Annotated in this window: 13 protein-coding genes and 1 pseudogene; 10 read left to right on the forward strand and 4 right to left on the reverse strand. The window is 50.5% G+C overall.

Annotation, left to right across the window (positions count from 1 at the left end):
- Positions 1–12 precede the first annotated feature (12 nt).
- Entirely contained in the window at positions 13–909 is an 897-nt protein-coding gene (locus tag BRO54_RS16300; RefSeq protein WP_074044619.1) for a LysR family transcriptional regulator, read from the reverse strand.
- 240 nt (positions 910–1149) lie between these two features.
- Here BRO54_RS16300 and BRO54_RS16305 point away from each other — a divergent pair, with 240 nt between their 5' ends.
- The 4 genes and pseudogenes from BRO54_RS16305 to BRO54_RS16320 form a co-directional block, all read left to right on the forward strand.
- Positions 1150–2979 (forward strand): assimilatory sulfite reductase (NADPH) flavoprotein subunit, encoded by a 1830-nt coding sequence (locus BRO54_RS16305; protein WP_074044620.1) that lies wholly within the window; start codon positions 1150–1152, stop codon positions 2977–2979.
- 24 nt (positions 2980–3003) lie between these two features.
- Positions 3004–4725: an assimilatory sulfite reductase (NADPH) hemoprotein subunit gene (gene cysI / locus BRO54_RS16310; protein ID WP_074044621.1), complete on the forward strand. Its 1722-nt coding sequence runs from the start codon at positions 3004–3006 to the stop codon at positions 4723–4725.
- A gap of 253 nt (positions 4726–4978) precedes the next feature.
- Positions 4979–5560, forward strand: coding sequence for a Uma2 family endonuclease (locus tag BRO54_RS16315; protein WP_074044622.1), 582 nt, complete (start codon positions 4979–4981; stop codon positions 5558–5560).
- 34 nt (positions 5561–5594) lie between these two features.
- Positions 5595–5873: pseudogene (locus tag BRO54_RS16320) on the forward strand (sigma 54-interacting transcriptional regulator); the annotation flags it as partial.
- Between the two features lie 76 nt (positions 5874–5949).
- Here BRO54_RS16320 and BRO54_RS16325 read toward each other — a convergent pair.
- Positions 5950–6573: a hypothetical protein gene (locus BRO54_RS16325; protein ID WP_074044623.1), complete on the reverse strand. Its 624-nt coding sequence runs from the start codon at positions 6571–6573 to the stop codon at positions 5950–5952.
- A 182-nt stretch (positions 6574–6755) separates the two neighbouring features.
- Here BRO54_RS16325 and BRO54_RS16330 point away from each other — a divergent pair, with 182 nt between their 5' ends.
- The gene (locus tag BRO54_RS16330; protein ID WP_074044624.1) at positions 6756–10523 is read left to right on the forward strand and encodes a bifunctional RecB family nuclease/DEAD/DEAH box helicase; all 3768 of its coding nucleotides are present in this window, start codon (positions 6756–6758) and stop codon (positions 10521–10523) included.
- A 200-nt stretch (positions 10524–10723) separates the two neighbouring features.
- The gene (locus tag BRO54_RS16335) at positions 10724–12157 is read left to right on the forward strand and encodes a site-specific DNA-methyltransferase (RefSeq protein WP_074044625.1); all 1434 of its coding nucleotides are present in this window, start codon (positions 10724–10726) and stop codon (positions 12155–12157) included.
- 99 nt (positions 12158–12256) lie between these two features.
- Here BRO54_RS16335 and BRO54_RS16340 read toward each other — a convergent pair whose 3' ends face one another.
- Together BRO54_RS16340 and BRO54_RS16345 are read right to left on the reverse strand one after the other, a co-directional pair.
- The gene (locus BRO54_RS16340; protein WP_074044626.1) at positions 12257–12568 is read right to left on the reverse strand and encodes a hypothetical protein; all 312 of its coding nucleotides are present in this window, start codon (positions 12566–12568) and stop codon (positions 12257–12259) included.
- Positions 12569–12833: 265 nt separating this feature from the next.
- Positions 12834–14342 carry an NCS1 family nucleobase:cation symporter-1 gene (locus BRO54_RS16345; protein WP_020278740.1) on the reverse strand — a complete coding sequence of 503 codons (1509 nt, stop codon included), beginning with the start codon at positions 14340–14342 and terminating at the stop codon, positions 12834–12836.
- A 345-nt stretch (positions 14343–14687) separates the two neighbouring features.
- Between BRO54_RS16345 and BRO54_RS16350 the strand changes: the two genes are divergently transcribed.
- The 4 genes from BRO54_RS16350 to BRO54_RS16365 all read left to right on the forward strand — a co-directional run.
- Complete coding sequence (locus BRO54_RS16350; protein WP_014195599.1) at positions 14688–15578, forward strand: nitrilase-related carbon-nitrogen hydrolase; 891 nt, start codon at positions 14688–14690, stop codon at positions 15576–15578.
- A gap of 74 nt (positions 15579–15652) precedes the next feature.
- The gene (locus BRO54_RS16355) at positions 15653–17002 is read left to right on the forward strand and encodes an NAD(P)-dependent oxidoreductase (RefSeq protein ID WP_011230917.1); all 1350 of its coding nucleotides are present in this window, start codon (positions 15653–15655) and stop codon (positions 17000–17002) included.
- 19 nt (positions 17003–17021) lie between these two features.
- Positions 17022–18311 (forward strand): NAD-dependent dihydropyrimidine dehydrogenase subunit PreA, encoded by a 1290-nt coding sequence (gene preA, locus BRO54_RS16360; protein WP_013523521.1) that lies wholly within the window; start codon positions 17022–17024, stop codon positions 18309–18311.
- 18 nt (positions 18312–18329) lie between these two features.
- Positions 18330–18768, forward strand: a 439-nt coding sequence (locus BRO54_RS16365) for an amidohydrolase family protein (protein ID WP_139268083.1), incomplete at its 3' end; no start/stop codon positions are given.

Consider the following 18768-nt stretch of genomic DNA (forward strand, 5'->3'; position numbering starts at 1 on the left):
GGGGTCAGCCCCTTATTTTTCAGTGCACGCCCACTTCTTTTTGAGCGCTTGAATGAAAATATGCATATTTTGCTTAGTTTCCATAATCGGCATATAGACATAGGAAAGCATCCGATAAAAAGGAGAGTGCTTCAGGCGAACGATGGACAGATGGCCGTGCTCGATGTCGCGGGCGACGACGCTGCGCGACAACAAGGACAGGGCGTTGCCACTAATTAACGTTTCTTTAATGCCTTGGTTGCTGCTAATGATCATGAGCGATTTCACCTTCAGTCCGTTTGAGCGGATGAAGTGGTTGAAATATTCACGCGTGCCGGAGCCGACTTCGCGCGCCACCCATGCTTCGTTTTGCAGCTCGGCGATCGTGACTTCGCCTTTTTGCGCCAGTTCGTGGCGGTTGGAGGCAACGATGACGAGCTCGTCTTGCATGAACGGATGAACGGACAGTTCCTTTTCGTTCGTTTGCCCTTCGATCAAGCCGATGTCGACTTGGTACGACTTGACGAGCTCGACGATTTCTTTCGTGTTGCCGATCATTACCTCAAGCTCCAGTTCGGGATAGTGCTCTTGGAAGTCGAGCAAAAACGGCGGCAAAATATATTCCCCGATCGTGAAGCTGGCGCCGATTTTCAGCTCCCCTTTGATCGCGTGATGGTGCTCCAAGATGTCTTGTTTCGTTTGCTCATAAAGTGCCATCATTTGTTTGGCGCGGTCGTATAAGAGCTCGCCGGTCGGCGTCATGCGCAGCCGCTTCGGGGAGCGGATGAACAGTTTCGTTTGAAACTCTTTTTCTAAATTTTTAATGTGCAAGCTGACGCTTGGCTGGGACAAATGGAGAATTTCCGCTGTTTTTGTGAAATTTTTCACTTCCGCCAACGTAATAAATGTTTTTAGTTCGTCATAGTACATCTTCATTCCTCCTGCCCATCGCTCGATAGTTGTTGCAGAGAGTATCTATTATAAATATTAATAGTTTCAATAATTTATATTTATTTTACTAATGTTTTGTTTTGCGGTAAAGTGTAAATATAATATCGCATTTAAAGTATACTTGTTTTATAGGAATAAGTGGATATTGGGCGGCAGCGCCTAATGGGCAAAGGTCGCGCCACCGTTCCATTTCATTTTATAGTCGAGGGGTGGGCATCGTTGCAGCTTCAAGTAACCAACAGTCCGTTTACCCAGGAGCAGATTGAGCTCTTGAATCGTTTGTTGCCGACGTTGACGCCGTCGCAAAAGCTTTGGCTGAGCGGGTATTTGGCTGCTGCCGAGGCGGCGGTCACCGTTTTGGATGCCGAAGCGCCGGTGCTGTTTGCTGGAAGCAGCAAACCGGTTTCGAAAGAAGTGACGGTATTGTACGGCTCGCAAACCGGCAATGCGCAAAAGCTGGCTGAGAAAGCCGGCAAAGCGCTCAAGGAGCGCGGTTTCGAAGCGAAAGTGTTGTCCATGCTTGATTTTAAGCCAAACGAATTAAAGAAAGTGGAGACGCTGCTCATTGTTGTGAGCACGCACGGAGAAGGCGATCCGCCGGACAATGCGGTATCGTTTTACGAATTTCTCCACAGCAAGCGGGCGCCAAAGCTGAATCATCTGCGCTTTTCCGTCTTGGCGCTTGGCGATACATCGTACGAGCAGTTTTGCCAGACGGGGAAAGATTTCGACAAACGTCTTGAGGAGCTGGGCGGAACGCGGTTTTATCCGCGTGTCGATTGCGATGTCGACTATGAAGAAGCGGCGGCGAAATGGCTTGATGGCGTGCTTGGCGAGTTAAGCAAAGAAGCGAATGCCCATGTTGAGGCCACGCCGCTTTTGTCCGTTGCGGCCGTGGCGCCAAAAATTGAACCCGCTGTCGTCTATTCGCGGAAAAACCCGTTCCCGGCCGAGGTGCTTGAAAACGTCAACTTAAACGGCCGCGGGTCGAACAAGGAAACGCGCCATTTGGAATTGTCGCTCGAGGGATCGGGGTTGAAGTATGAGCCGGGCGATGCGCTTGGCATTTTCCCGAAAAATGATCCCGAGCTGGTTGAGCTGATCATTCAAGAAATGAAATGGAATCCGGAAGAAACCGTGACGATCGACAAAGATGGGGAAGTGCGGTCGTTAAAAGAAGCGCTCACCTCGCATTTTGAAATTACGGTGCTGACGAAAGCGCTGTTGCAAAAGCTGGCGACGCTGTCAAAAAACATCGAGCTCCAAGCGCTTGTGGCGCCTGGTAATGAAGCCAAATTGAAAGAATACGCCAAAGGCCGCGATTTGTTGGATGCGCTGCGCGATTTCGGCCCATGGGACGCCGCGCCGCAGCAAATCATCTCCATCTTGCGAAAAATGCCACCGCGCCTGTATTCGATCGCGAGCAGCTTAGCGGCCTATCCAGATGAAGTGCACTTGACGATCGGCGCGGTCCGTTATGAGTCGCACGGCCGCCTGCGCAAAGGGGTGTGCTCGACGTTCTGTGCCGAACGCGTCCAAATCGGCGATACCCTGCCGGTCTTTGTGCAGCCGAACCCGAACTTTAAGCTGCCGAAGGATCCGGACACGCCGATCATTATGATCGGTCCAGGCACTGGGGTGGCGCCGTTCCGCGCCTTTATGCAAGAGCGCGAGGCCATCGGGGCGAAAGGAAAATCGTGGCTCTTTTTCGGCGACCAACATTTTATGACCGACTTCCTGTATCAAACCGAATGGCTCGCATGGTTGAAAAGCGGCGTGCTGACCAAAATGGATGTCGCCTTCTCTCGCGATACGGAGAAGAAAGTGTATGTGCAGCACCGGATGCTTGAACGAAGCAAAGAGCTGTTCGGCTGGCTTGAGGAAGGCGCTGTCGTCTACGTTTGCGGCGACAAGCAACACATGGCGCGCGACGTTCATCAGACGTTGATCGAGATTATCGAAAAAGAGGGCGGCATGAGCCGCGAACAGGCGGAAGCGTATGTCACCGAGATGCAAAAGCAAAAACGGTATCAACGCGACGTCTATTAATCATCAAAAGGAGTGGGATCGGAAATGGCGAAAGTCGAGTTAAAAGCGCCGGACGGACCGCCGAGCGATGTCGAGCGCATCAAGCAGGAAAGCCGTTACTTGCGCGGCACGCTCGCCGAAACGATGGAAGATCCGCTCAGCGCGGGCATCCCAGATGATGACAACCGGCTGATGAAGTTCCACGGCAGCTACTTGCAAGATGACCGCGACGTGCGCACCGAGCGGCAAAAACAAAAACTCGAACCGGCCTATCAATTTATGATCCGCGTGCGCACGCCGGGCGGGGTGGCGACGCCGGAGCAGTGGCTTGTCATGGATGAACTCGCCTGCAAATACGCCAACGGCACGTTGAAACTGACGACGCGCCAAGCGTTCCAATTGCACGGCGTCTTGAAATGGAACGTGAAAAAAACGATGCAAGCCATCAACGGCGCCTTGATGACCACACTCGCCGCCTGCGGCGACGTCAACCGAAACGTCATGTGCAACCCGAACCCGTACCAGTCGGAAGTGCATGCGGAAGTGTACGAATGGGCGAAGCTGATCAGCGATCATTTGCTGCCGCGGACGCGGGCGTATTACGAAATTTGGCTTGATGATGAAAAAGTCGCCGGCACGCCGCCGGTCGATGGTGAAGAAGAACCGATTTACGGTCCGACGTATTTGCCGCGGAAGTTTAAAATCGGCATCGCCGTTCCGCCGTCGAACGATGTCGATGTGTTCTCGCAAGATATCGGGTTCATCGCCATTGTCGAGGACGGCAAGCTCGCCGGGTTTAATGTCGCCATCGGCGGCGGCATGGGGATGACCCATGGGGACAAAACGACGTATCCGCAGCTGGCGAAAGTGATCGGCTTCTGTAAGCCGGATCAAGTCGTTGAAGTGGCGGAAAAAATCATGACAATCCAGCGCGACTACGGCAACCGCTCGTCGCGCAAACATGCCCGCTTCAAATACACCATCGATAGGCTTGGGCTGGAAGCGGTGAAAGAAGAAATTGAGCGCCGCCTCGGCTGGAAGCTCGGCGAAGCGCGCCCGTATCATTTCGAGCATAGCGGCGACCGCTACGGCTGGGTCGAAGGCGTCAATGGGACGTGGCATTTCACGCTCTTTGTCGAAGGCGGCCGCGTCAAAGACTACGACGATTACAAGCTGATGACCGGCTTGCGTGAAATCGCCAAAGTCCATACCGGCGATTTCCGGTTGACGCCAAACCAAAACTTGATCATCGCCAACGTCACGAGCGAGAAAAAGCCGGAAATCGAGGCGCTCATCGCCGAATACGGCTTGACCGACGGCCGCCGGTACACCGCCTTGCGCCGCAACGCGCTCGCCTGTGTCGCCTTGCCGACGTGCGGCTTGGCGATGGCGGAAGCGGAGCGGTACTTGCCGAAACTGCTCGATAAAATCGAGGAAATTATCGATGAAAACGGTTTGCGCGACGAAGAAATCACGATCCGCATGACGGGCTGTCCGAACGGCTGCGCCCGCCACGTGCTCGCGGAAATCGCCTTCGTCGGCAAAGCGGTCGGCAAATACAACATGTACCTTGGCGCCGCGTTCAACGGCACGCGCTTAGGCAAACTGTACCGCGAAAACATCGGCGAGGAGGAAATTTTGCGCGAACTGCGCATGCTCCTATCCCGCTATGCAAAAGAGCGGCTTGACGGTGAACACTTCGGCGACTTCGTCATCCGCGCCGGCATCGTCAAAGAAGTGACGGATGGGACGAATTTCCATGATTAAGGTGATGTGAAACTAACCAGATCGGTCTCTCCATATTGAGGGGAGGCCGTTTTTTTGTCGCTACAGTGCAATGACTTTGTCTCTTTCCTTAAATTTAAGTGGAACGGGATTTACCAAACATTTCAACTATAGTAGTATGATAGTAAAGTGATGAGATTCCACTTTTTTAGGTGGTGTAAAAGTCCTCCATTTTTTCGGAGATGATTTGTGGTTGCCATTACGAAGAAAGAGCATGTGCGAGGAGGGGAGCGGCATGAGCCAACCGGATGAGCAACGCCGGTATACGCTGGGCGAGTTTTTTTCTTTAGCTGGAGACGAGCGGATGGAGCTGTACGAAGGAACGATTGTGTTGATGTCCCCAGCTCCTTATGAGCATGAAGGTGTGGTCGCCAATTTAATTGCCGAGTTTCGCATGGCGTTAAAAGGAACTCCTTGCCTTGTGTTCGGCAGCAACCTCCAAGTCGTCTTTTTGTTTGAAGACGAACAAAAAGGAAAGCGAAACGTGACCGTGTTGCCGGATCTATCCATTATTTGCGACCGAACGAAACTGCGTCAAGGGCGGTGTTACGGCGCTCCCGACCTGGTGGTGGAAGTGTTGTCGCCAAGCACGGCCCGCAACGACCGGCTGCTTAAGCGTCATTATTATGAGAAAGCGGGAGTCCGTGAGTACTGGCTTGTCGATTACCAGCACCAGGCGATGGAAAAATACGTTTGGCAATCGGGGACGTTTCAGCTAGAAGACGTGTACGATGCAGCCAACGGGGCAGCTGCATCGACCGCGTTTCCCGAGGTGCGTTTTTCCGTGAAGGAGATTTTTGCGTTTTTGTCGTCGTAAAGAGCGGCACAGGCACATACAAAATAACAACAAGCATAACGGCCGACTCAAAGAAATGATCCGTATCGCGAAACGGACAGCGGAGTCGGACTTGCCAGTGTTAATTATGGGGGAAAGCGGAACCGGCAAGGAGCTGTTCGCCCAAGCGATTCATCAGGAAAGCCCGCGGGCTGACCGCCCATTCGTTCTTGTAAACTGTGCGGCCATTCCTGACGCTTTGCTGGAAAGCGAATTGTTCGGCTATGTGGAGGGATCGTTTACACATGCGAAAAAAGGAGGAAAAATCGGACTGTTTGAACTGGCGGACGGGGGAAATGGTTAAATAAGTTGAACAAGAGCTTAGATAACGGACAGGCGGGCTTAGGCGGCCCGCCTGCTTCATTGTCTGTTCATAAAATGACATTCTTAATTTTGTAGATTTCCCGTTCGTGTTCGATGGCTTTGTTGGAAAGAAAGGTGATATCAAGCTTTACGTTGTTCAGCTGCTCGGTGAATGATTGGGCATGGGCATCAACCTTTTTCTCTAAGGAGTCCAGTCTTTGGTGGATGGAAGAGACTTCACCGTGAAGTTTATGCACGTCCATCGCGAGGGCTTCCAGTGCGGCATCGGTTTCGTCCTGGCGGTGAAGCAAGGCGGATATGAGATCATACAGCTCTTTTTGGCCGGCTTTGATATGCGCCTGTTCTTCTTCTAGCCGCTTTTGACCTTGAAGGAGAGCGTGCTGAATCCGACGGAATTCTTCCTGTTCTTTTTGCATTTCTCGTTGTTCCCTTCGGATTTCCTGTTGCTCTTTCCTGATTTCCTGCTGCTCCTTTCGGATTTCCTGCTGTTCCTTTCGGATTTCCTGTTGTTCTTTCCTGATTTCCTGCTGTTCCCTTCGCATTTCCTGCTGTTCTTTCCTCATCTCCTGTTGTTCCGCTTCCAATCGTTTATGGCTTTCAACGAGGAGATGCAGCGTAGCTTCGATATGACCGAGCCGGTTGAACAATTGCAAGAGGATCTCTTCGCTCATTTTGGCACCTCTTTTATCCTAATTTCCTTTATTATAGCACATATGTTCTTGTTGAACAAGCAGGAATGGTGTATGGTGTATATAGGAAAGCGTACAAACATATGATACAATGAATGAACAAAATGACAAATTCCAGCACAGGCGTCGGCCAATACTTTTTAGATAAGGAAAGGAATCGATGTATGCTTTACGTTTCCCCGGCGAAAATCGCGAGCTATTTTTACCATGAATGCGAGCGGAATTTTTACTTTCAGTCGTTGGCGAAAGAACGGCGCGAGGAGCTCGATGTGCCTGAAGAGTTGTTTGAGCGGCCTGCGATTCATGAGAGCGTGCTGCGCCGTGGCGTTGAGTGGGAAGAAGAAGTGATCTCGACATATTTAGCCGGCCAAGTGAAGATGGGAGGGCGGTTGCATGGCATGCCTCTTTCCCACTGCTATTTGGATGGCGAAGAGACGATTGGCGAGCTGAAACAGCCGAGCAAGCGGTATTTGTATCAGCCGACCTTGATTGTGCCACCGCGTTTTTACGAACGGTACGGGCTGGACTCAGATGTGATCCGTTTTGCGGCGTGCCGTCCGGATTTGATTGAGTGCATACCGGGACAAAACGGCATTGTGTTTCGCATCATCGACATCAAATCATCAGACGTGTTGAAGCTTTCCCACCGCGTGCAAACGGCGTTGTACGCCTTGATTTTGTCTTCCGTTTTAGAGGAGCACGGCATTAGGGGCAATGTGGATTGGCGCGAAGCGGGGGTATGGACGTACAAAACCGAGCAGCCGCAAGCAGCCGATATCAGCCAGTTGCTCCCGTATCTCGAACAGTTTTTGGCTGGCGAACTGACGGCGCTGGCCGAGAAGCAACCCGATGAGCTGTTTTGGCACTTAGATTACCGGTGTGAATGGTGTCCGTTTTATGACTATTGTTTCGACAAAGCGCGGCAACAGAAGCACATTTCCCTCGTTCCGTACTTATCGAACTACGCGTCCCGCTTCATCCGTGAGCGGCAGCTGCCTGAGACGATCGATGAGTTTCGCCAATTTCTTGAACGTCAAGAAAACAGGCATGTGCTGAAACAAAACGCCGGGCTGGCGCGCCAACTTCGGCGGCTTGAAGCGCAGCTTGAGGCCATCGCGCAAGAAAAAGTCGTTCCGTATGATCGGGCGGTGACACATATGCCCATATGGGAAGACATCCGCCTTATTCTCACCGCTCAACGCGATCAGTTGACGGGAAAGGTTGCGGCGGCATCGTTGTACCGTGTTGGTGGAACAGACGTGTTTGGAACGGGATCGGAAATGCATCATTTTATCGCCGGTTCGTTTGAGGAATGTGACGAGGTCGGCCGAAAGTTGGCCGATGCGCTTGACCGCCTGCTTCAGACGGTGCACGATTACAACCGAGAACGAGAGTGGCGGGCGCAAAAGTCAGTGCAGGCGTATGTCGTCGACAACTATGAATGGGAAAATGTGCAACAGTTGCTTCATGAGCTTTTGTTGGATCCGAAATATAACGAAAAAGCGGTTCGATTGCTGTCTTATTTTCATAGCAGCGTGTTATCAAGCGCCAGCGATCACCCATGCGAAATGGTTCCGCTTCCTGTCGTTGTCCTGACAACGGTAGCGAGCCAGCTGTTTGCCTTGCCGGTGCACGTCGCTTACCGGCTCGAGGACTTATCCGGGTATATCGCCGCTTACGGTGATTCGCCGTTTACGTATCGGGCGAGCGAGCGCTTTTCGTTCCGCTTGACGAACGTCATGAAAATGGATGTGTTGCACGACGCATGGCAAAAGGGGGATGAAGAAAAGAGGAAAGCGGTTGAGGTGGAGCTGAGCCGTCGGCTTTGGGCCGCAAGCAGCATTATCCAAGGCATCCGCGCCTGGGCTGAGAGCGTCCATCCTTCGCCGCTTATTGTCTGGCCGGAAAAATTTGCTTTTCCTGATCCGGCTGATTACCGTGATCCGCTTGTGTCCAAGCTGGCGTTTATGGCGCGCTACGAGGCGCTATTAAACTACTTGGATATTCGCCAAAGCCGCCTGCTCCCGCTTTCGGAACGGCTCGAAACAGGGGTGACGCTTCATATAACGTACCTTGGCGACGGGCGGTTCCGGCTGAACAACCGTCAGGCGCTTGAAGCGATCGACCAAAAGGCGAGCTGGCTGCTCACCGAGTGCAATGAGGAAGGGGAAAAGGCGCAACAGACGTTTCCTGATCACAAGTACGCCAGTGAATGGAAGTCACCCCAATGGGCCAATGTCTATTTTGTCCGCATTCGCGCCATCGAAGATGATGGCAAGACAGCTGAACTCGAGCTCGAGTTGCCCAAATGGCTCGACCGATTCCCGCTTGTGGAAGGAGAGGAGTATTGGCTGTCGATCCGGCATGCCGATTTTACCACCCGGCGCGTCTTGCAGGCGTTGCAACAGTTGGATCAGGAAAATCATCGCATCTTGGACTTGATTCGCGATCCGATCCGGTATCGGAAAACGTTTCGTCCCAACTGGGATGTAGAGGAGGTGAAGGCGCTCCTCCGCCAAAGCGGGCTGACGAAAAGCCAGCGCCAGGCGTTTCTTCAGTTTCTTCGTCATACGTTGACACTCGTCTGGGGGCCGCCTGGCACCGGAAAAACGCACTTTATCGCCGCCGCTCTTCAGTTGCTTATGGCGATTTACGAAAAGCAGGGGCGGAGGCTTGCCATTCTCATCTCCGGCTTCACTCACGCGGCGATCGAAAACTGCCTGCGTAAAATTCAGGAGCTTGTGCCGCGGCGTCGTGTCCACATTGCCAAGCTCGGCGAGATTCAGACGGAAAACGCCAAAGGAATCGCCGAGGTGGCGGACCGTGACCTTCTCGGATGGCTTGGCAGCGGCGGCCATCGGGTGCTTGGCGCCACGCTGTACGGCATTCAAAGGGCATACGAAAAGGGCTATATAGAAGAGTTTGACGTTGTCGTCCTTGATGAGGCGTCGCAAATCCGCGTGGCCGATTCACTGTTGGCGTTACGCCATGTCAAAAAAGCAGGTAGGCTGCTCATTGTCGGCGACCATTTCCAGCTGCCGCCGATCATTCAAGGGACGTATGCGGCCGGCGAAGAGGAGCCGCACTTGTTCGACTCGATTTTCCGCCTCTTGTTTGACGCCGATGCCGAGAAGCGGTATACCCGCCAATTGACGGACAATTTCCGTATGAATGAGGCGCTTTGCCGCTACCCGGCCGAGCGGATTTACGGACCCGGCTATACGGCGTTCACCCGCCAAATTGCCGAGCAAACATTGGCGCTCGCCGCCGCGCCGCCTGCCGATGAATGGGTGGAAGCGGCCATCGATCCCGATTATCCGCTTGTTGTTTGCGTTTATGATGGTGCGCACGGCACGCAAGAAAATGAGGCCGAAGCGCGCTGGGTGGCCAACATAACGAGGGTGCTTCGGGAACGGCTCCTCGATGGTGATGGAAAACGGTATGATGACACGCCGGATGGCGATCAAGCGTTTTGGCGCCACGGGCTGTTTATCATCTCGCCGCATCGGGCGCAAATCCGCGCCATTCGCCGTGAGCTTGAACGCCAAGAATTGCGCCCGCCGTTTTTCGTCGATACGGTTGATAAAATGCAAGGGCAAGAGGCGGATGCGGCGATCATTAGCTACGGCGTCGCCGACCCTGAACTGGCCATGATGGAAGGGGAGTTTATCTACAGTTTGAACCGCCTCAACGTTTCGCTCACACGGGCGCGGAAAAAGGCGATCCTCTTCCTCTCGCGCCAACTCATGTCGCCGTCGCTTCACGTAATCGGCAACGAGGAATACCGTGAAGGAGTGAACTTTATGCTCGGGCTCGAGCACTACGCTTCACGGCATGGGGAAGCCCGGGCATTCATGATCGACGGCGTCAAACTGTACATGTACCGGGTCGGCTGCCGTACGCCCGACGGAGCGGCTTCTTACGACGGGTAGTGTGAAAAGTGAATCGGCGCGTTGCTTTAACGCTTGAAAGAAGAACCCGCTTAGCGTCTTTCGTCCCCGCTTCCTTTCGTAGGAGGCGGGTTTTTTGGCAGGAAACCGCCGAGCCATGGCGAAATAATGGAAATACGGTTTCTTTTTCGCGGACAAGAAGCGCCGCGCACAGAGCGGTGCAAGAGGAGAGGGGGCGTGCCATGGCAAACGTCGGCGGGAGAAGGAAACCGGCAGCGGATGCAAGGCTTGAGGCGATCAAAAAGCTCTTTCCGGAAGCGGTTGTGGATGGGGGCATCGATTGGGAGTTGCTGAAGAGAGTGTTTGGCGGTCACGAACGGCAAGAAGCATATGAGTTCACGTGGCCGGGGAAGGCGGAGGCGAGGCGGCTCGCTGAGCTGCCTGCGTCCGGAGTATTGCGGCCGGACCGGGCAGCGAGCAAACAGTGGGAGACAACGAACAATTGGTATATTGAAGGAGACAATTTAGAGGCGTTAAAGCTGCTGCGAACGTCGCATGCGGGAACCATTCAAATGATTTACATCGATCCGCCGTACAATACAGGAAAAGTGCTCACGTACAAAGACAATTGGCGCAAGGGGAAAGCCGTTGTTCCTAGCGGAATCCAGGAAGAAGCGCGTGCCCATGCCGGCTGGCTCAACATGATGTACCCGCGCCTTTGGGTGGCGAGGGAGCTGTTGGCCGAGACGGGGGCCATCTTTATCTCCATTGATGATACGGAGCAGGCGAATTTGAGAAAAATGTGCGATGAAATTTTTGGCGAGCGGAATTTTGTCGCCACGTTCATTTGGCAGCGGGCGTTTTCGCCCGTGAATATGAACAAGTTCGCCTCGCGCAACCATGATTTCATTTTATGTTATGCGAAAAACATCGATCGCCTGGCTTGGTACGGCTTGCCGCGCCATCCGGAAGCGGATGGGCGGTATGCCAACCCAGACAATGACCCGCGCGGTCCATGGACGTCAGGCGATTTGTCGGTGGGTCCGCCGATTTCGGAAAAGATTTATGAGATTGTGACGCCAAGCGGTCGGGTCGTTTCTCCGCCGAACGGGTATTGCTGGCGGGTGACGAAGGAGCGCTTCGCCGAGCTGGCGGCGGATAACCGCATTTGGTTTGGCAAAGACGGAAGCGGGGTGCCGCGCCTGAAGCGGTTTTTAAGCGAAGTGAAGCCGACGGTGACGCCGCTTACGATTTGGACGCATGACGAGGTGTCCCATTCGCAGGAGGCGAAAAAGGAGCTGAAGGAGCTGTTCGATGGGCTCGCGGTGATGGATTACCCGAAGCCGGTGAAGCTCATTCAGCGCATGGTGGCGTTGACAACGAGGGATGATGATCTCATCCTCGACTTTTTTTCCGGCTCGGCGACAACGGCCCATGCCGTCATGCAGCAAAACGCAGAAGACGGCGGCCGGCGGTCGTTTATGATGGTGCAGCTTCCCGAACGGCTTGCGGAAACGTCCGAGGCGTATCGGGTGGGGTTTCGGACGATTTGCGACATTGGCCGCGAGCGCATCCGCCGCGCGGGGGAGAAAATCGTTTATGAAACGGGGAAGACGGAGCTTGATATCGGCTTTAAAGTGTTTCGGATTGAGAGAACCAACCAGCCCGCTCGCTAGGCGAACGGGCTGTTCCTTGACTAGGTTGATGAAAGGCGCTTTGGTTGAGGTGATACCCGTGTTTTCCGAGTCTCCGATGTCCATCGTTTCGGGCGTTTTTTACAATGACGGCGCGGCCCAGCGGTGGTCGACAAAGACGTCGTACTCCGCGGCAATCGTTTCTTTGAGCTCCGCTAAAGACGGGATGCCGTCGGCGAAAGTGTAGGTGTCAAGGCAAATGAGGGAGTATTCGTCGCCGGGATCAAATACGATGGTGACGACTTCTTCCGTTCCGGCGTCCACTTGCCGGACGGTGTCGCCGTCTTCCGGCTCAACGAGTACGTTTTGGTATGTTTCACGAATCACGTAGTAGCCTTCCTGCAATTGTTCAGTGAATAGATGTTCGATGTCTGTCAGTTCGTGGACAATCATTATTTAAGTCCTCCTAACTTGTGAAATCATTCTCAATGTCAGTATATAACGTAGTCGCTGTCGATATAATAGATGCCGTGGAAAGTTCGAAAAGTTGTCATGTTTGTATGCCAAGCGTAGATAAGGTTGGGTGCAGGATTGATAAGGGGAAAATAGCAGTTTCCTGCAAAAAGAAAGAGCCCTCGTGGGAGGGCGATGTCAACGTTTAACCAGTGACACTGCTTGCCTTTTGTCATCGATAGGCTGTTTAGGTGTAAATGATTCATTATTTTGCGATTTCTGTCGGACTGTTATGTTTTGAATCGAAAAGGGTGATTTGTTCATACTCGCCTTCCTTTAATACGCTTTGGTCGTTTTTCATTAAGTAGGTGTAGACACCAATTGCAATGAACAATCCAAATGTCCACGCGTTGTCCCAAAGAAAACGAAGCGGTGGTATGAATAAACCAAGTACAGGAATAACGACTCCCACAATCAGTGCGTACACTCCGTTTTTGTTAAACCCATTTGCATAATTGTAACGGCCATTCGGTTTGTACAGTTCTTTTAAGTGCAACTGTCTTCGGCGAACGAGCCAATAGTCCGCAATAGCAATGCCGTCAATGGGTCCGAGCAAAGCGGCGTATGTGCCAAGCCAGCCGAATATATAATTTCCAAAGTTGGACATAATATACCATGGTTGCAATAAAATAGCGAATAGTCCTGTGATAATCGCGCCAATTCCAAATGTAATTCGCTTCGGATATAAATTTTCGATCGCTCGGGCAGGGGCAACCACATTGGCACCCACATTAATAGTTACAGAAGAGATGACAATAATAATAGTTCCTAATAGAATGACAAATGGGGGAAATTTAGCTAACAGCTGCACGGGATCCCAAATGGCTTGACCAAAAATCACAATAGTTGCTGAGGTTACGGCAATTCCGATAAATGAAAAAACAGTCATTGTAATAGGCAAGGATAAACTTTGGGCGACCATTTGTGATTTCTGACTCTGTGCGTATCGGCAAAAATCAGGGATGTTTAATGCCAATGTGGCCCAAAAGCCGATGACGCCAGTTAAAGAAGGGAAAAAGACTTTCAAAAATTCACCGGTTGTTTCGAACTTAGAAGGAGTCTCTAAAATCGGTCCCCATCCTCCGGCGTTCGTAAATGCCCAAATGAGCAAAATGATGGAAGAAATCCCGACAACAGGTGCAGCCACTGCGCTTAGCTTTTTGATGCCTTCTGGGCCTCTATAAGCAATACCGATATTTAAGAGCCAAAATAATACAAATACAATGGCTGTATGTCCCGGTAAATTCCCCCACGAAGAGAATGATGCCATGAGTAATGTGTCGATGGCTTCTGTTCCGATCCACGTATTGATTCCAAACCATCCGGCTGCTACAAGGGCCCGGGCTAAAGTGGGAATATGGGCGCCTTTATCTCCAAACCAAAGCCGGGCAAACACAGGATAAGGAATCCCGAATTTTGTTCCTGCATGGGAGTTTAATAAAATCGGAATAAGGACGATCACGTTCCCCAGAAAAATGGTACCAACAGCTTGCCACCAGTTCATTCCTAAAGCAATCATGCCGCTGGCCATGGTGTATGAAGGAATGCATAAACACATTCCAATCCACAATGTAGCAAAATTGATTCCTTTCCATGAATGTTCTTGCCTTGTTGTCGGACGCAAGTCATCATTCCATAAAGGACTTCCACTGACTTCTTGTGCGGCTTCCTCCGTCAAGACCACAATCCCATTGTGTTCAATTTGTGTTTTCATTCATATCCCCCTTTTTTAAAAATCCAGTGTATAAAAGCGAAATTTAAGAAAATTCTATCTATACTATGTAAATTTTTCATTATACGATTTGTCAAATAAGAAAAAGAGAAATCTATTCATTATGTAAAATGTGTAAATATTCCTCACATTTTGATGTTTTCAACCCTAGGGAGCAGCTTCGTCTAGCTGTATATTTATTTCGCTGAAATTTACATAGTGAACAATCAATGTTTTCTATTATTTAACAAAGTGTATAATGAAAAGCTGGTGATTTACTATGTAGAATATTCTTAAAGTTCAGCCTAATTGTGAAACCAGATAAAATGAAGAAGGAGTGATTGGAGCATGGCTGATCAAGTGACCATTGGTTTGATCCAAGCTTCTCATAATGTGCATGGGGACGAGCCGGTCGAGGTTCATAAGGAAAAGGCGATTGAAAAGCACGTCAAGCTTGTCAAGGAGGCAAAAGATCGGGGAGCACAAATCATCTGTTTGCAAGAGATTTTCTATGGCCCGTATTTCTGTGCCGAGCAAAATACAAAATGGTATGAGGCGGCGGAAGAAATTCCAAATGGTCCGACGACCAAAATGTTTCAGGAAATAGCAAAACAGCTGGGGGTAGTGATCGTTCTACCGATTTATGAAAGGGAAGGAATTGCTACTTACTATAATACGGCAGCTGTCATTGATGCCGATGGAACCTACTTAGGAAAGTATCGCAAACAGCATATTCCGCATGTCGGGGTAGGAAACGAGGGCTGTGGATTTTGGGAAAAATTTTATTTTAAGCCTGGAAATTTAGGCTATCCGGTATTTGATACCGCATTTGCCAAGATCGGCGTTTATATTTGTTATGACCGTCATTTCCCAGAGGGAGCGCGAATTTTAGGACTAAAAGGCGCTGAAATTGTGTTCAATCCATCCGCTACGGTAGCAGGTCTCTCCGAATATTTATGGAAACTGGAACAACCGGCTCATGCCGTTGCCAATGGCTATTACGTGGCTGCCATCAATCGGGTTGGATATGAAGCACCGTGGAACATGGGAGAGTTTTACGGGCAGTCTTACTTGGTTGATCCTAGAGGGAACTTTGTGGCCATGGGCAGCCGTGATCAAGATGAAGTGGTGATTGGCGTCATGAATAAGAAGATGATTCGGGAAGTGCGCGATACTTGGCAATTTTACCGTGATCGTCGTCCGGAAACCTATAGTGAAATGACGGCTTTACTTCCATAGAAAGCAATGAGAAAGGGGAGGAGGGAATGACTCTATTCCCTTTCTTTAAAAATGACGCGTGGAGGGGGATGGAGATGGAGCAATCACGTTTGGAAAAGAACTTTGAAGAAGTAGAGCCTGGCTTGACAGATCGAGAAGCAATGGAAGAAGCGAATCGATGTTTGTACTGTTATGACGCTCCCTGTATTCGAGCTTGTCCGACAGGGATTGATATCCCTGCTTTTATCAAAAAAATTGCTTCTGGGAATGTAAAAGGGTCAGCGAAAACCATTATGTTGTCAAACCCGGTTGGCGCCAGTTGTGCAAGAGTGTGTCCGACAGAGGAATTATGTGAAGGGGCTTGTGTTTTAAATCATTCTACAAAACCCATTATGATTGGAAAATTGCAGCGATATGCGACCGATTGGGCGATCCGAAATAAAGAAGTGTTATTCCAAGCGGGACGAAAAAATGGAAAAACAGTGGCGGTTGTCGGCGGCGGCCCTGCTGGATTATCATCGGCCAGAGAACTAGCTCGTCTTGGATATGAAGTGACCATTTTTGAAGCGGAGAACCAAGCAGGCGGGCTAAACACGTATGGCATTGTTTCTTTCCGCCTCCCTCAAAATATCTCGTTGTGGGAAGTCAATCAAATCAAAAGCTTAGGCGTGCAAATCCGCACGAATACAAGGGTTGGTAAGGATATTGAAGTAAACGAGCTCCTAGAAAATTATGATGCTGTTGTTTTAGCTGTTGGCATGGGGAAAGTGCCAAAGTTAGGAATCCCGGGAGAAGATTTGGACGGAGTATATGATGCCATTGAGTTGATTAAAGAGACGAAAACAAAACCATTGACTGATCGGCTGGTGGGGAAAAGGGTAGTTGTGATAGGTGCGGGAAATACCGCGATTGATGCAGCTACCTGTTCAGTGCGTCTAGGAGCGGAAAATGTAAAAATTTTATATCGCCGGACCAAAGAAGAAATGACAGCTTATGAATTTGAGTATGAGTTTGCCAAACAGGATGGTGTCGAATTTCGCTGGCTAACAGCCCCCAAACGGATTATTGGCGACAGTAAGGGCAAGGTTACTCATGTTGAATGCGTTCGGATGGAATTGGGAGAACCAGACGCTGATGGCCGCCGCCGCCCTCTTCCGGTTGAGGGATCGGAATTTATTATGCCGGTTGATGTTGTCATTAAAGCCATTGGGCAAGAGCGCCATATCGAATTGATTGAAGCTTTTGGATTAGAGCATGATCATGGCGTAGTCAAGGTGAATCCTGAAACTTATCAAACGTCGAATCCGAAGGTGTTTGCTTGTGGGGATGTGATTTTTGAAAGAGGAAAAGGCGAAGCGATGGTGGTGGTGGCAGCGCAGCAAGGGAAGGAAGCAGCTTACGGGATTCATCGATATTTGACAAAGGCAGTAAGCGAAACGGCCTAAATGAGAGGAGGGAACGGCAATGGCTGATTTAAGCATTAACTTAGCGGGAATCAAGTCCCCCAATCCATTTTGGCTCGCTTCCGCCCCTCCCACCAATTCGGGGTATCAAGTGCAAAGGGCATTTGAGGCGGGTTGGGGAGGAGCGGTATGGAAAACATTAGGGGAACCTATTTTGAATGTATCGTCCCGATTTGCGGCAATCAGTTTTAACGGACAGCGAGTCATGGGCTTTAACAATATTGAATTAATCACGGATCGTCCTCTTGAGGAAAATTTAAAGGAAATTTATGAGACGAAAAAACGTTTTCCTGACCGGGCTGTCGTTGCTTCTTTGATGGTCGAGCCCAAGCGCGAAAAATGGCATGAGATTGTGAAGCGAGTAGAAGATGTGGGCGTGGATGGGTTGGAACTCAATTTTGGCTGTCCGCATGGAATGGCGGAACGGGGGATGGGATCGGCATCAGGTCAAGTGCCAGAATTGGTCGAACGACAAACATATTGGGTCAAAGAGGTGGCACGCACCCCTGTCATTGTCAAATTAACTCCTAATATTACCGATATTACGGCGACCGCTGAAGCGGCTGCCCAAGGCGGGGCAGATGCCATCAGTTTGATCAACACAATCAATAGTCTCATGGGGGTGGACTTAGATACGTGGAATACGATTCCACATGTAGCAGGAAAGGGGGCGCACGGGGGATACTGCGGTCCAGCAGTAAAACCGATTGCTTTAAATATGGTGGCCGAATGCGCGCGACACCCGCGTATCCGCATTCCGATTTCGGGAATTGGCGGGATCTCCAATTGGAGAGATGCCGTTGAGTTCATGTTAATGGGAGCGACAGGAGTTCAAGTGTGCACGGCGGTTATGCACCATGGGTTTCGGATCATCGAGGATATGATTGAAGGGTTGAATCACTATCTTGATGAAAAAGGAATTGCTTCCGTAATGGATATTGTAGGGAAATCAGTGTCAAAGTATTCTGATTGGGGAGATTTGGACCTCAATTATAAGGTTGTGGCGCGAATTCATCGTGAGCGCTGTATTCAGTGCAATAAGTGCTACATTTCTTGTGAAGATGCTTCCCATCAATGCATTGAGCGTCTCGTAGACGAAAACGGAAAAGAATATTTAAAAGTGCGCGAAGAAGATTGTGTAGGATGCAATTTATGTTCTATCGTCTGTCCGGTTGACGGGGCGATTGAGATGGTCGAAGTGCCAAGCGAACATCCCCCGATGACATGGAATGAACGGCAAGCGGCCCTTGGCCGGCTAAGCGGTTGCAGTGTGGATATCAAATCATTATAAATGAAGGAGGGTATCATGATGACAAAATTGATAAAAAATGGAACAATTGTCACCGCTACAGATATATATGAAGCCGATCTCCTCATTCAAGATGGGAAAATTGCAGTAATCGGGAGAAATTTAGATGAGAGCGGAGCGGAAGTGATTGATGCCACAGGTTGTTATGTGTTTCCAGGAGGCATTGATCCGCACACCCATTTAGATATGCCGTTTGGCGGCACTGTGACAAAAGACGACTTTGAGTCGGGGACGATTGCCGCCGCATTTGGCGGGACGACGACCATTATTGATTTTTGCTTAACGAATAAAGGTGAGCCCCTGAAAAAAGCGATTGAAACTTGGCATAACAAAGCGACGGGGAAAGCGGTGATCGATTACGGGTTCCATTTGATGATCAGTGAAATAACGGACGATGTGCTTGAAGAGCTTCCAAAAGTGATCGAAGAAGAAGGAATTA

The sequence above is a fragment of the Geobacillus proteiniphilus genome (assembly GCF_001908025.1).
Taxonomy (GTDB): domain Bacteria; phylum Bacillota; class Bacilli; order Bacillales; family Anoxybacillaceae; genus Geobacillus; species Geobacillus proteiniphilus.

Bases quoted from the DNA above. Each gene is read 5' to 3' on its own strand.
- preA (WP_013523521.1), top strand. From the start codon at position 17,022: ATGGCTGATTTAAGCATTAACTTAGCGGGAATCAAGTCCCCCAATCCA.
- BRO54_RS16335 (WP_074044625.1), top strand. From the start codon at position 10,724: ATGGCAAACGTCGGCGGGAGAAGGAAACCGGCAGCGGATGCAAGGCTT.
- BRO54_RS16315 (WP_074044622.1), top strand. From the start codon at position 4,979: ATGAGCCAACCGGATGAGCAACGCCGGTATACGCTGGGCGAGTTTTTT.
- BRO54_RS16300 (WP_074044619.1), bottom strand. From the start codon at position 909: ATGTACTATGACGAACTAAAAACATTTATTACGTTGGCGGAAGTGAAA.
- BRO54_RS16340 (WP_074044626.1), bottom strand. From the start codon at position 12,568: ATGATTGTCCACGAACTGACAGACATCGAACATCTATTCACTGAACAA.
- BRO54_RS16330 (WP_074044624.1), top strand. From the start codon at position 6,756: ATGCTTTACGTTTCCCCGGCGAAAATCGCGAGCTATTTTTACCATGAA.
- BRO54_RS16325 (WP_074044623.1), bottom strand. From the start codon at position 6,573: ATGAGCGAAGAGATCCTCTTGCAATTGTTCAACCGGCTCGGTCATATC.
- BRO54_RS16355 (WP_011230917.1), top strand. From the start codon at position 15,653: ATGGAGCAATCACGTTTGGAAAAGAACTTTGAAGAAGTAGAGCCTGGC.
- BRO54_RS16345 (WP_020278740.1), bottom strand. From the start codon at position 14,342: ATGAAAACACAAATTGAACACAATGGGATTGTGGTCTTGACGGAGGAA.
- cysI (WP_074044621.1), top strand. From the start codon at position 3,004: ATGGCGAAAGTCGAGTTAAAAGCGCCGGACGGACCGCCGAGCGATGTC.
- BRO54_RS16350 (WP_014195599.1), top strand. From the start codon at position 14,688: ATGGCTGATCAAGTGACCATTGGTTTGATCCAAGCTTCTCATAATGTG.